This window comes from Lysobacter claricitrinus (assembly GCF_045866565.1).
GTDB lineage: Bacteria > Pseudomonadota > Gammaproteobacteria > Xanthomonadales > Xanthomonadaceae > Cognatilysobacter > Cognatilysobacter claricitrinus.
Genome location: NZ_BAAFZV010000001.1, coordinates 628,569 through 641,320 on the forward strand (window position 1 = coordinate 628,569; position 12,752 = coordinate 641,320).

The 12,752-nt window shown below is 70.8% G+C and carries 15 protein-coding genes and 1 pseudogene; 3 read left to right on the forward strand and 13 right to left on the reverse strand.

Annotated elements, in window-relative coordinates; genetic code table 11:
- Positions 1–59: 59 nt before the first annotated feature.
- From ACKTTN_RS02675 to ACKTTN_RS02685, 3 genes are all read right to left on the reverse strand, one after another.
- Positions 60–497, reverse strand: coding sequence for a rhodanese-like domain-containing protein (locus ACKTTN_RS02675; protein ID WP_407908328.1), 438 nt, complete (start codon positions 495–497; stop codon positions 60–62).
- A 70-nt stretch (positions 498–567) separates the two neighbouring features.
- Complete coding sequence (locus tag ACKTTN_RS02680; RefSeq protein ID WP_407908329.1) at positions 568–984, reverse strand: hypothetical protein; 417 nt, start codon at positions 982–984, stop codon at positions 568–570.
- A gap of 92 nt (positions 985–1,076) precedes the next feature.
- Positions 1,077–1,541, reverse strand: a complete 465-nt coding sequence (locus tag ACKTTN_RS02685; RefSeq protein ID WP_407908330.1) for a YiiD C-terminal domain-containing protein — start codon at positions 1,539–1,541, stop codon at positions 1,077–1,079.
- 33 nt (positions 1,542–1,574) lie between these two features.
- Here ACKTTN_RS02685 and ACKTTN_RS02690 point away from each other — a divergent pair, with 33 nt between their 5' ends.
- Complete coding sequence (locus tag ACKTTN_RS02690) at positions 1,575–2,333, forward strand: uroporphyrinogen-III synthase (RefSeq protein WP_407908331.1); 759 nt, start codon at positions 1,575–1,577, stop codon at positions 2,331–2,333.
- Between the two features lie 72 nt (positions 2,334–2,405).
- On the forward strand, positions 2,406–3,638 hold the full coding sequence (locus tag ACKTTN_RS02695) for a heme biosynthesis protein HemY (protein WP_407908332.1): 1,233 nt from the start codon (positions 2,406–2,408) through the stop codon (positions 3,636–3,638).
- Between the two features lie 55 nt (positions 3,639–3,693).
- On the opposite strand, the gene ACKTTN_RS02700 is transcribed toward ACKTTN_RS02695, so the two are convergent.
- Both ACKTTN_RS02700 and ACKTTN_RS02705 read right to left on the reverse strand, forming a co-directional pair.
- On the reverse strand, positions 3,694–4,701 hold the full coding sequence (locus tag ACKTTN_RS02700) for a DUF4349 domain-containing protein (RefSeq protein ID WP_407908333.1): 1,008 nt from the start codon (positions 4,699–4,701) through the stop codon (positions 3,694–3,696).
- Positions 4,702–4,802: 101 nt separating this feature from the next.
- On the reverse strand, positions 4,803–6,080 hold the full coding sequence (locus ACKTTN_RS02705) for an acetyl-CoA C-acetyltransferase (protein WP_407908334.1): 1,278 nt from the start codon (positions 6,078–6,080) through the stop codon (positions 4,803–4,805).
- 88 nt (positions 6,081–6,168) lie between these two features.
- Here ACKTTN_RS02705 and ACKTTN_RS02710 point away from each other — a divergent pair, with 88 nt between their 5' ends.
- Positions 6,169–7,077: a hypothetical protein gene (locus ACKTTN_RS02710; RefSeq protein ID WP_407908335.1), complete on the forward strand. Its 909-nt coding sequence runs from the start codon at positions 6,169–6,171 to the stop codon at positions 7,075–7,077.
- Between the two features lie 9 nt (positions 7,078–7,086).
- Here the strand turns inward: ACKTTN_RS02710 and ACKTTN_RS02715 are convergent, their stop codons facing one another.
- From ACKTTN_RS02715 to ACKTTN_RS02750, 8 genes and pseudogenes are all read right to left on the reverse strand, one after another.
- Entirely contained in the window at positions 7,087–7,311 is a 225-nt protein-coding gene (locus ACKTTN_RS02715) for a DUF378 domain-containing protein (RefSeq protein ID WP_407908336.1), read from the reverse strand.
- A 256-nt stretch (positions 7,312–7,567) separates the two neighbouring features.
- Positions 7,568–8,062 (reverse strand): annotated as a pseudogene (locus tag ACKTTN_RS02720) (pyridoxamine 5'-phosphate oxidase family protein); the annotation flags it as partial.
- 152 nt (positions 8,063–8,214) lie between these two features.
- Positions 8,215–8,493, reverse strand: a complete 279-nt coding sequence (locus tag ACKTTN_RS02725; protein ID WP_407908337.1) for a hypothetical protein — start codon at positions 8,491–8,493, stop codon at positions 8,215–8,217.
- Positions 8,494–8,739: 246 nt separating this feature from the next.
- Positions 8,740–9,237, reverse strand: a complete 498-nt coding sequence (locus tag ACKTTN_RS02730) for a GNAT family N-acetyltransferase (RefSeq protein WP_407908338.1) — start codon at positions 9,235–9,237, stop codon at positions 8,740–8,742.
- A 2-nt stretch (positions 9,238–9,239) separates the two neighbouring features.
- A complete protein-coding gene (locus ACKTTN_RS02735; protein ID WP_407908702.1) occupies positions 9,240–9,821 on the reverse strand; it encodes a superoxide dismutase family protein in 582 nt (193 codons plus the stop codon).
- A gap of 51 nt (positions 9,822–9,872) precedes the next feature.
- Entirely contained in the window at positions 9,873–11,288 is a 1,416-nt protein-coding gene (gene ntrC / locus ACKTTN_RS02740; RefSeq protein WP_407908339.1) for a nitrogen regulation protein NR(I), read from the reverse strand.
- A complete protein-coding gene (locus ACKTTN_RS02745; protein WP_407908340.1) occupies positions 11,281–12,309 on the reverse strand; it encodes a two-component system sensor histidine kinase NtrB in 1,029 nt (342 codons plus the stop codon). The genes ntrC and ACKTTN_RS02745 overlap by 8 nt, the downstream gene beginning before the upstream one ends.
- A 42-nt stretch (positions 12,310–12,351) precedes the next feature.
- The gene (locus ACKTTN_RS02750) at positions 12,352–12,717 is read right to left on the reverse strand and encodes a nuclear transport factor 2 family protein (RefSeq protein ID WP_407908341.1); all 366 of its coding nucleotides are present in this window, start codon (positions 12,715–12,717) and stop codon (positions 12,352–12,354) included.
- Positions 12,718–12,752 lie beyond the last annotated feature (35 nt).

Here is a 12,752-nt window from a genome sequence, read left to right on the forward strand (position 1 = left end):
ACGAATATCAATGCGAAAGGGGCGGGATTATGGCACGGCGCACAGGCCGCACCGCCCGGTCAGGCGCGGCCTTTCACCAGTGGAAGGCCGGCCTGCTGCCACGCGGCGATGCCGCCGTCGAGCCAGTGCACGTTGGTGAAACCGCCCTTCTTGAGCTTGCCCGCGACGTCCGCCGAACCCTGCCCGGTGCGGCAGACCACCACCACCGGACGGTCCTTCGCGCCACCGAGCACCTTGTGGTCCGGGCCGAACGCGCTGGCCTGCGCGTGGCGGCTGCCGGCGATATGGCCCTTCTCGAAATCGCCCGCGGCGGACAGGTCGACGACCAGTGCGTCCTCGCGGTTGACGAGTGCGGTCAGCTGCGCCGGCGACAGCGCCTTGTACGGACGGAACAGCCGCGCAAGCTCGGTCGCGATGATGGCGATCGTCAGGACGACGAAGGCGATCGCGTAGAACGAGTGGCGGCCGGCGAAATCGAGGACTTCCTGGAAGGTCACGGACGGAGCGCCGACGGAAACGGGCGCGGATTGTCGCATGCGCGGGCCGGAGTCCGGCCGCGCGCCGGCGTCAGTCGCCCTGCCAGAGATCCGGCAGACCGCTGACGATCCACCACGCCTTGGCCTGCGGGTCCCAACGCCACATCTCGCGATAGCGCACCGTGCGCTCGGCCAGCGTGTTGCGGTTGATCACGCCGATCTGCACGTCGCGCACCGCGCGGCCGGCCTTGTAGTCCACGCTGGCGCCGACATCGTGATAGGTCGAGATCTGCACCTGGCGGTAGCGCGCGGCTTCCAGCGAGCTCGGCGTCTGTTCGGCGCGCAGCGCGGGGTCGATCAGGTTCACCGCGCCTTCGAAGTCGTTCCAGCGGATGGCGGCGGCCCAGGCGTCCTGCGAACGGGGCAGTTCGCGCTGGGCGGGGCCGGCCGACGCGAGGCCGAAGACGAGCAGCAGCAGGAGCGGCAGGTAGCGGAGCAGTCGGCGCATGGTGGTCTCCCCGGGATGCGCCGATCCTAGGACGCAACGGGCCGCGCGCACAGCGGACGGGGTCGCGTTAACACCCCGGCGTGGGCGACGGTTCAGTCGCCCGGCGCCCGCGCGATCGCGGCGAATCGGGCGTCGAACGTCGTCGCCGGGCGGCCATCAGGCAGGTCGACGCGCGCGACGAGGTCGATGCGGCCGCGGCCTTTGGCGCGGATCGCGGCGATGAAGTCGTCCCACGACGCGTCGTCCGCCAGCGATGCCTCCGCGAGCAGGTCGTCGTACAGCGGCGCGAGATAGCGGATGCGACTGTCGGCGACGTAGATGTCGCAGTCGAGCCCCGCGTCGTTCAACGCGAGCCAGACGCGTCCCCAGCAGGCGAGCGTCATCAGCGATGCGAGCGAGCCGCCGAACGCGCAGCCCTTGTCGTTGACGTTGGCGGCGAGCGGCGCCGAGAGCCGCAGGCGTTCGCCGTCGAATGCATCGATCGCCACGTGCAATGCGCGCACGGGCGGCATGCCCTGGTAGTGCGCATCGAGATGCGCGAGCGCGTCGGTGCTCATGGCGTCATCGGCCGGTGTGAGAAAGTGCGCGTCATGCACGACTCCCTGTCGACGGGCCCGCGATGGTACGTGATCTCGCTGCGTCCGCGCGGGCAGCACCAGCGGTTGCGGGACGCTGCGCGACGCTTCGGCCATGCGGTGATCGCGCTGTCGCCGGTGCGCATCGCGATGCACGAGGACGGCGCGACGCGCGCCGCGCTGCATGACGCACTCGCCTGCGACGTCGTCGTGTTCACCAGCCCGAATGCGGTCGCTGCGGCGAAGGCGCTGCAGCCGCTCGCTGCGACGGCGAACGCGGTTGCGCTCGGTGACGGCACCGCCCAGGCGTTGCGACGCGCCGGCATCCGCGACGTCGCGAAACCCGCGCGCATGGACAGCGATGGCGTGCTCGCGCTGCCGGTGTTCGACGCGATCGACGGACGCAGTGTCGGTGTCGTCACCGCGCCGGGCGGCCGCGACCTGCTCGCGCCGGCGCTGCAGGCTCGCGGCGCGCGCGTGGTGCGTGCCGACGTCTACGCACGCGAGCCATGCGGCCTTCCGCGCACCGGCCTGCGTGCGCTGCGCGGCGCGGATGGGCGACTGGCGATCGCGCTGTCGAGCGGCGAAGCACTCGACCTCGCCACCGCGCAACTCGAGCCAGCCGACCTAGCGCGTCTGCGGCGCGCCCGCGTGCTCGCCGCGAGCGAGCGCCTGGCCGCGCACGCGAAACGGCTCGGCTTCGACGACATCGTCGTCGCCGACGGCCCACGCCCCGCGCAACTTGTCGCCGCGCTGAATCGAAGCGACCGCTGAAGCGGCTTTTCACGGGTTCTCACACCGCCGCTATCGACACTGCGGGTCATCGCCGTCCCATCGGGGCCCGTCATGTCGTTCATCCGCAGTCTGCTGCTCTGGACAGTCGTCGTCCTCGCCGTCGCGCTCGCCGCGCAGGTGCTGTTGCCCGAACCCGGCCTGGTGCTCATGCGCTACGGCGGCGTCGACTACACGACCACGATTCCACGTGCCATCGCCGTCGGCCTCGCGATTTTTGCCGGCGCATGGCTGCTCACGCGTCTCGTCGCAGCGCCCGGCATCGCATTGCGTCGCCGCCGCGAGCGCATGGAACGCGCGCGCCTGAGCGGTGCGTTGGAGGACCTGCATCTGGGCCGCTGGGATCGTGCGGAACGTTCGCTGGCGAGCGTCGATGATCCGGACACGCTGGCCATCGCCCGCGTGCATGCCGCGCGTGCCGCCGCGGCGCGTGGCGAGCCGTCGGTCGCGCAACAGCATGTCGATGCTCTCGCCGCGACGCATCCCGCGTTGCGCGCGGTCGCGCTTGCCGAACTCGCGCTGGCGAACGGCCGCGCCGCTGATGCACTGCTCGCGCTGGATGCACCGAACGCGCAGCCGCTGCCGCCGCGCGGTCTCGCGTTGCGCGCGCAGGCGCTCGCCGACATCGGTCGTTACGACGAGGCGTACGGCATGCTCGGCGCGCTGCGCAAGGCGGACGCCGTTCCCGAAGCCGACCTGCCGCGACTCGAAGCGCGTTGGGCGCGTGGCGCGTTGCTTTCGGCGGCCGATGGCAATGCATTGGCATCGCGCTGGGACGGCGTGCCCACGTCGCTTCGCCATGATCCGGCGATCGTGTCGGCCTACGCCGAACGCGCCGCCGCGCTGCATTGGGATGACGCGGCGGCGCGCGCGATCGAACAGGCGCTCGACGCGCATTGGGACGATTCGCTGGCGGCGCTCTACGGGCGGCTGTCGATCGGTCGACTCGATGAACGCGCATCGCGCATCGAGCGATGGCTGGCGCAGCATCCGGGCAGCCCCGGCCTGCTGCTGAGCCGCGCGCGCCTGCAGTACGCGCACGGCGACTGGACCGGTGCGGAAGCGACGCTGCACCAGGCGATCGAACGCGGCGCAGGACCGGAAGCCTGGGAGCTGCTCGGCCATGGTTACGCGGCGAACACCGACGACGCGCGTGCGCGGCTCGCCTATGCGAACGCGCTGCGCAGCACGCGTGGCGACGGCCTGCTCGAGCTGACGCCGGACCCGCGCATCGCGCGGCCGCTCGATCCGCTCAACGATCCGCGCGCCAGCACCCGACTGCAATAACGCTCAGCGGGAAGAACGCCTGCGTCGCTGATCCACCGGCGGCGCAGGCGTTCGATCATCCGGCGCGCGAGCGCTTCCAGGCGCGCACCACGACGACCGCGAGCGCGATGCCGAGCCACAGCGGCCACACCGCGATGAACGCGATCAGCACGTCGAGCAGGCCGCGGCCACCCTGCGCGATCGCAGTGCCGAGGCGCGCGAAGAAGTTCGGACGTTCGTTGCGCAGGATCGCGTCGACGTCGGGGCGTTCGGCGCGTCGCACCTGCTGCGGCTGGCGCAGTGCGAAATCTAGCGTCGCGAATTCGACGCGATCCTCGTACGTGCGCTGCTCGACCAGCGCTTCGTCGCGCGCGGTCTGCTGGTCGACACGGCCCTGGATCGCATCGGTCTTGTCGGCGAGCTTGCCGCCCTGCTCCGCCGCGTGGCCGATCGCGGCCTGCGCCTGGTCGTGGCGAGCGCGCGCAAGCTCGCGACGCATCAGTTCGAACTGCGCGTCGACCGCCTCGTAGTGGCGGCGATCGAGGAATTCGAACTCGCCCGCGACCGAACGCAGGAACATCTGCGCACGATCGCTGGGCACGCGCACCTGCAGGTCGCCGCGCACGGTGTAGGTCGACAGTTCGACGAGCCGGCCGTTGCCGAGCGGGCGTGCCTCGACGCGATCGATGCCGGTGCTGACGTCGTCGCGCGTCACGAAGCCGCCCTGCGAGGCGACGAGGTCGGCGATGCGCACCGACGCGCGCTGCACGTCGCGCACCTGCGCCTCGACCTGCGCGGTGCGGATGAAGCGCCGGCTGCCCACCTGCTGCGTCATCGCGGCCGAACCCATCGCATCGGCGTAGACACCCGGGCCGGTGACCGCGCTCGTCGCCGCCTGCTCCGCCCCGCCGTCGGCTGCGGCGACGGGACTCGCCGACGCGGCTGCGGCGGCATCCGCTTCGTCGCGTGCGGCCTGCATCGCGGCCGGCGCACTTGCGGCGGACGAATCGGCGGCCTGGTCGCCGCGGCTGCAGCCGGCGGCCAGCAGGACCAGTACGAGAGGTACGACAAGACGACGACGCATGCGCGACTCCGGAAGATGGGGTGCCGTTCCCAACGGCCGACCGACCTTACCGGGGTTGCGAAGCGGCCGCACGCGCGGCGGCCATCGCATCCATCGCGCGATCAGCGCTCGAGGATCGCGACCACGCCCATGCCGCCGGCGGTGCAGATCGACACCAGGCAGCGCCCGCGACCACGCATCGCGAGTTCCTTCGCCGCGGTGGCGACGATGCGCGCGCCGGTGGCCGCGAACGGATGGCCGGTGGCGAGCGACGAACCGTTCGGATTCATCTTCGCCGGATCGATGGCACCCAGCGCGCGATCAAGGCCGAGGCGCTCGCGGCAGTACGCATCGCTTTCCCACGCGCGCAGCGTGCACAGCACCTGTGCGGCGAACGCCTCGTGGATCTCGTAGAAGTCGAAGTCCTGCAGCGTGAGGTTGTTGCGCACCAGCATCTCGGCGACGGCGACCGTCGGCGCCATCAGAAGGCCTTCGCCTGCGACGAAGTCGACCGCGGCGACATGCGCGTCGCGGATCCAGCACAGCGGTTCGATGCCGCGCGACTGCGCCCATTCGTTGCTCGCCAGCAGGCAGGCGGCGGCGCCGTCGGTGAGCGGCGTCGAATTGCCCGCGGTGAGCGTGCCGCGACCGCTGGTGCGATCGAACGCCGGCTTGAGCGACGCGAGCTTCGCCATGGTGGTGTCCGCGCGCAGGATGTTGTCGCGCGATACGCCGCGGAACGGCACGACGAGATCGTCGAAGAAGCCGCGCTCGTAGGCGGCGGCGAGCTTGTGGTGCGACGCGATCGCGAGTTCGTCCTGCGCCTCGCGCGGAATGCCCCATTCCTTCGCCATGTCCTCGCAGTGCTGGCCCATCGACTTGCCGGTGCGCGGCTCGGCGACGCCGGGGAAATCCGGCTTCAGCTCGCGCGGCGAAAACCCGGCGAACGCGGCGAGTTTCTGGCCGACGGTCTTCGCGGCTGCGACCTTCAGCAGGCGGCGACGCAGCTTCGCGCCGTACACGATCGGCACGTCGGACGTGGTGTCCGAACCGCCGCCGATGCCGGCGTCGATCTGGCCCAGCGCGATCTTGTTGGCGATGTGCACCACGGTGTCGAGCGAGGTGCCACAGGCGCGCTGCAGGGTGATGCCAGGCGTCAGCGGCGACAGGCCGGACGACAACGCGGCTTCGCGGCCGAGGTTCCAGTCCGACGAATGCTTGATCACCGCGCCCATCGCCACTTCGCCCAGCTGCGCGCCCTGCAGGCCGTACTTCTCGACCAGCGCGCCGAGCGTGCGTACCGACAGGCCGAAGTTGCCGACATCGGCATAGGCGGTGTTCTGGCGGCAGAAGGGAATGCGGACGCCGCCAAGCACGGCGACGGGACGATGCAGCTGCATGGAAGGCCTCGTGGGTCGAATGACGCGGCGCGCGGCGCGCCGTGGGCATAATGCGGCGAGTGTAGCGCTACCACACGCCAGCGTACTGATGACCGACTCCCCGATCACGACCAACCCCGCTGGCGCCGTGCATGTGCTCGGCGCGCTCGCGCTCGAAGTGCCGGGCGATGCGCCGGCACGCACCGATCGCCTCGCGCAGGCCGAAGCCGGCGAACTCGCCGCGCTGATCGCCGCGGACCTCGCGACGTTCGCGCCGGGCGCTGCGGAACTCGAACTGGTCGTCGTCGGCGCGCACTACGACCCGGTCGAACTGCTGCGTCCCGGTTGGCCGCTGCATCGCGAACTCGACGACCTCGCCGCACGCGCACCCGGCCGCGGGCGCGCACGCGTCATCGCGTTCGGCGCGCACGAGGGTGGCCTGCCCGGCGCGTTGAGCCCGCGCGATGACTTCGCGGGCGGCCCGCTGCGCCTCGTCCCGTTCGTGCTGACCGGCGACATCGACCAGGTGTCGGCAGTGGGCGACCTGTTCGAGCACGAACTGCTCGAACGCGGCATGGCGGGTGCGGCGACGGCGCTCGCCGCGCAGTCGATGTTCGGCCTGCAGGTCGAGCATGCGCGCTATCTCACCGTGCACGACCTCGCGGCGATGACGTCGCTGCAGTACGAACACGCCGGCCTCGCGTCGCTATGGCCGCTGATCGAGACCGCGCTGCTCGCGCCATTGGACGAAGCCTGGCTCGACGAACCACCGGAACCGTTGATCCATTACGCCGACGGCGAAGCGCGCATCGCGATGTTCTCGACGCAGGCGTGGCAGAAGCGCTATGCGGTCGGTCTCGACTGCGACTCGGAAGCGAGCCGCGAGCGTGCGTATCGACAGCACGCGCATTTCGAAGCGCGCCAGCGCCAGCTCGCGGCAGTGCTGCAGGCGCATGGCGTGCCGGTCAATTTCGTGCACTGCGACCGCGACGACGACGCGGTGCACGCACTCGCCTAGGCGGCGACGTCAGCCCGGTTGCGCGGTCGGCGTGTCGACGCGCAGCAGGCGCATCAGCAGCATCAGCTGCCAGAGCGCGGACGCGCCGATGATGAGGTCGACCATCCGCGCCAGCGGCGAGGCGGCCCCACCGAAGATCGCGGCGACCAGATCGACCTGCAGCAGGCCGACGAGGCCCCAGTTGATGCCGCCGATCACCACCAGCACGAGCGTGAACAGGTTCAACGCTTTCATCGCGCACCTCCGCTGACCCGGGGACGGACGCAGGACCGCACGCGCGCAGCATGCCTCGGGCAGGCGCGCCCGCGTGCGGTCCGTCCCGTGTCGGCCGACGGGTGGCGCGTAGCGCCGATCAGTGCAGGGTGGTGGTCCTGCGCGCGGTGGCGCGCTTGCGCGTCAGCACGCCCGCGGCGGCCTTCTTCGTCGACGCCTTCGAGCGACCGCGCGCCGATTTGTCCGACGGCGCGCGCAGCGCGGCGCGCTTGCCGTCGCGCAGGTCGAGGATGCGGTTCTCGCCCATCAACTCTTCCTTCTTGGTGACGCGCGCCACCACGAACGACAGCAGCTTGCCGATGCCTGTGCGCGGCCCGCTCCAGTACTCGGCGCTGCGCACCTGCACTTCGATCATGACGAGGTTGGGGTCGTTGACGCCCTTCGGGAAGAACGCCTTCATGGCGTCGCTCCACAGCGATTCGAGCTTGGCGCGATCGCGACTCACGCGTGCCTCGCCGGCCACCGACACGTACACGTTCGAGTCCTTCGACGCATAGGCGACGTTGACCTTCTTCCTGCGGCGGATCTCACCGATCTTAGGGCTGTCGGCTTCGGTGAAAAACCAGATGCGCTCGCCGTCGAAGCTTGCCTGCTGCGTCGACAGCGGACGGCTGACCAGCCAACCGTCCGGGCCAACGGTGGTGAACATCGCGATGTCGATGCCTTCGATCAGGGTGGCGAGCTGCTGGGCACTGGTGGGCTTGCGGGCCATGGCGGGGATCCGGTGGAAAGACCGGGCCACGCTGCAAGCGCGCGCGCCAAAGCGCGGTGAATCGACGACGCGATCGTTCAGTCGCCGATGCCGCCGCATCAACGAAAACGGCCGCCTCGCGGCGGCCGTCGACATGCAGCGATGTGCGCGGCTCAGACCAGGCCGAGCGCCAGCTTGGTCAGCATCATGACCACGGCGGCGCCGGCGGCGACGAGGGCCAGCAACAGCGGGCTGCGCACGGGGTTGATGCCCGCGGCCTGCGCGAGGCCGCCGACGAACACCGGCATCAGCGCATCGGTCGCCTGCCACATGTCGCGACCGCTCGACTTGAGCGCGAGCGCGAGGCCCGCGGTGAGCGCGAGGCTGAACAGCATGGCGGTCATGCCGTCCCTGAGAGTGATCTTGCGCAGCGTCGCGCCCATAACCTGCATGACACGGAACTCCTGACGGAACATCGCGCCACGGCGCGATTCAAGGTGGATTCGAAGGACCCGACACCGCGGCCTCGACCGATGTAACGGCGCGCCGCGAAGGTTCTACAGGGTAATCACGTCACCCGCCTTTCACATGAACGGGCCATGCAACGACGATGCCGCGTGACGGCCGTCGCAGCCGCATGCGTGAAGGCGGCCGTGGCCTGCGCCCAGCCGGCTGTGACGGTCACGCGGCGAGGCGCGTCAACGCGCCTCGCGCGTCGTCGCCTCGAAGATGCGGTAGCCCGCGTCGCGCATGCCGAGCGCGGTGTAGGTCGACTTCGCGGTGTCGTTGTCGCGTTCGACATACAGGCGCAGGCCGAGCACGTCGCGACGGGCGGCGGCGAGTGCGCGCACATGCGCATGCAGTGCGCGGAACACGCCTTCGCGGCGATGCTCCGGCACCACGTACACACTCTGGATCCACCACCAGTGGCCGCAGCGCCAGTCGCTCCACTCGGTGGTCGTCATCAGCATGCCGACCGGTTCGGCGATCACTTCGCCGCCGGCCACCTGCACCTCGTGCACCGCAACGATGTAATGCGCTTTCGCACGATCGGCGATGCCCTGCGTCACGCCGGCCAGCACGACCTTCGGATCGAGTTCGAGGTGCTCGGTCTCGTGCGCCATCGTGCACGCCCAGCGCGCGAGCAGCTCGGCGTCGGTGGGCACCGCGTCGCGAACGCGCAGATGGCCGGGCACCGTCAGCCTCCCGCGCGGATCACGCCGCAGGCGACGCGTGCGCCCGAGTTGCCGGCCGGCTGCGACGTGTAGTCATCGGCCGCGGCATGTACCACGAGTGCGCGGCCGATGATGTTGCTCGACGCGGCGCCGCCGAGCGTCATGCCCGACACATGCACGTTGACGTGCGCGACGCCGTCGCTGCCGGCGGTGATGTTAGGCAGGTCGCCCGCGTGGTGCGTGCCAGCCTGCGGGTTTCCGTGCGCGGTGCCGGCCGGATTGAAGTGCGGACCCGCGCTGCTCGCGTCGGCCGCGCTGCAATCGCCTTTCTCGTGCACGTGCAGGCCATGCGTGCTGCCCGGCGCGAGCCCACCGACATCGCCGGTGATGTGCACGCCGTCGGTCATCGCCATCGCGCTCAGGCGACCGCTGACCAGCGAACCGGATGCCGCGGCGAGCGCGATCGTCGCGTTGCCGACCATCGGCGTCGCGACACCGATGCTCGCCGTATGCGCGGGCGCGGCGGATGGCGCGGTGGACGTGGTCGCGCAGCCGGCGACGAGCAGTGCGGGAATCACGACAGCGAGGCACGTCTTCATGGCGATCTCCTGCGAAGGTTCGACAGTCTGCGGCGCACGCATTCGCGCGCGGTGAAGCTAGCCGGCGTCGCGCGGCGTGCGCCGACGACCGGGCCCGAGCTTGCGGGTCAGCGTGTTGCGGCCGAGGCCGAGCAGCGCCGCAGCCTGCGCGCGCCGCCCGCCGGTGCGTTCGAGTGCGACGTCGAGCAGCACGCGCTCCAGGCGTTCGCGCGCGACCTCGTGCAGGTTCGCGTCGCCGCGTTCGAGCGCGTCGCGCGCCCAGTCGGCGAGCGCGGCGTCCCAGTCGTTCGCGGGCACCGTCGATGCCTGCGTTCCGAGCGCGCTGTCGACATCCGCACGCGTGATGCGTTCGGCCGGCGCGAGCGCGGCAAGTCGCCAGCACACGTTCTCCAGTTCGCGCACGTTGCCGGTCCATGGATGCGACTGCAGGCGTTCAAGCGCGTCGCGCTCCAGGCGCTTGGCGCGCGCACCGAGTCGCGACGCAGCCTGCGCGAGGAAATGCGCGGCGAGCAGCGGAATGTCCTCGCGACGTTCGCGCAGCGGCGGCAGGCGCAGGCGCACGACGTCGAGACGATGCAGCAGGTCGGCACGGAACTGGCCGCTGGCGACGCGCGCTTCGAGATCCTGGTGGGTCGCCGCGATCACGCGCACGTCGACGCGGATCAGTTCGCGGCCGCCGACGCGGAAGAACTCGCCTTGTTGCAACACGCGCAGCAAGCGCGTCTGCAGCGCCGCCGGCATGTCGCCGATTTCGTCCAGGAAGAGCGTGCCGCCATCGGCCTGCTCGAAGCGCCCGATGTGTCGGCGCGCGGCGCCGGTGAACGCGCCGGCTTCGTGGCCGAACAGTTCGGATTCGAGCAGCTCGGCCGGAATCGCCGCAGTGTTGAGCGCAACGAATGGCTTGTGTGCGCGCGGCGATTCGCGATGGAGCGCGCGCGCGACCAGCTCCTTGCCGGTGCCGGTTTCGCCGGTGACCAGCACCGACAACGATGCCTGCGCCAGGCGACCGATCGCACGGAACAGCTCGCGCATCGCCGGCGCGGCGCCGAGCAGCGTTTCGCTCGTCGCAGGAAGTTCGTCCGGCGCGGTGACCGGCGGCGTCGACGGGCCAAGGACACGCGCCGCGAGCGCGACCGCGTCGTCGAGGTCGAACGGTTTCGACAGGAATTCGTACGCGCCGGCGCGGAACGCTCCGGCGGTGCTCGCGATGTCGGTGTACGCGCTCATCACCACGACGGGCAGGTCCGGATGGCGCGTCTTGAGTTTTTCCAGCAGCACCAGGCCGTCGTCGCCCGGCATGCGCACGTCGGTGAACAGCATATCGGGTGGCGACGCCGCTTCGTCGAACGCGTGCAGTGCGGCGCTCGCGTCGGGAAACGCGTCGACACGCCAGCCCGCGTCGCGCAATGCGGTCGACAACACGAAGCGGATCGCGGCTTCGTCGTCGACGATCCAGATCAGCGACTCAGGCATCGACGGGCTCCGGCAACGGCAGCAGCAGGGTGAATACGGTGTGGCCTGGACGCGAGCGATAACTGAGCGCGCCGCGGTGTTCGCGCACGACCTGCTGCGCGAGCGCGAGGCCGAGACCGGTGCCGTCGGCGCGCCCACTTACCAGCGGAAGGAACAGGCGTTCCGCGAGTTCCGCCGGCACGCCGCGACCGTCGTCGGCGATGTCGAGGCGCAATGCGAGTGGATGCACGGCCTCGCCGATGCGCGCGGCGTGTTCGGCGCGCGTGCGCAGCGTGACCTGGGATGCGCCGGCTTCGATCGCGTTGCGCACGAGGTTCCACGTGGCTTGCGTCAGGCGATCCGCGTCGCCGTCGACATCGGGCAGGCTGGGGTCGTAGTCGCGCACCAGGCGCACCGCCCAACCGGCGTCCGATTCGGCGAGGCGCAGCACGCGCTCCAACACGCCGTGCACGTTGACCGGCGCATGCGGTTGCGGCGGCGCGGGCGATAGCAGTCGATCGAGCAGCCCGGTGAGGCGCGCGGTCTCGACGTCGATCAGCGAGGTGAGCGCATGGCCGTCGGCGTCATTCGCATCGAGTCGGCGTGCGAGCAGTTGCGCCGCGCCCTTCAATCCCGCGAGCGGATTGCGCAGCTCGTGCGCGAGGCCGCGCAAGGCCGCACTCAGCGCGGATGGCAGGCGCGCGGGATCGTCGTCGGGGAATTCGTCGACCGGATGCGCTTCCAGCAGCCAGCCGTCGTCGCGACGGCTCAGCCAACCGTCGCAGAAGCGCTCGGCGCCATCGGCGAAGCGCAGGCCGAGGCGGCGCAGGCGCAGCGGCGCATCGGTGGGTTCGGCGGCGCGATCGAGCACGGCATCGAGGCCGCCATCGTCTGCGAGCGCGGCGAGCGGCAGCCCGATCAGGCGTCGCGAACCGACACCCAGCCAGCGCGCGAACGCGATGTTGCAGCCGGCGATGCGCGCGTCGAGCGTGGTCCACGCGAGCGGCGTGGTCAGCTGGTCGAGGTCGGGCGCGGCCGTCATTGCACCATGGTAGTGCAGGCGCGACGGCGGATCGGCGTCGCGCTAGGGCTTGAACAGCCAGACGGTGGCGATGCGGCCGTCGACGACCTCGTAGACGGCCAGCGCCTCGGTCGGCGTGGCGGCGAGCCCGCTCATCCGTTCGTGGTCGACCACCTTGTTGCCGAGCGACGTGCGCGCGACGAGGTCGGCATGCAGCGTCGGGATGTTGAAGCGCGAGTCGCGGTAGAACACGCGTATCGCGTCGGCGCCATCGAGCGCGGGCGCACTGCCGGGCATGCGCCAGACCTTGGCGTCGACGGCGTAGTTCGCCATGAAGGCGTCGAGGTCGTGCGCGTTGTAGGCGTCGAGCTGGCGCTGGACGACGGCGACGGGGTCGTCAGCCGTCGGGCCGGGATGCGAGCGCGTCATCGTGCAGGCCGATGCCAGCAATGCGAACGCGGCGA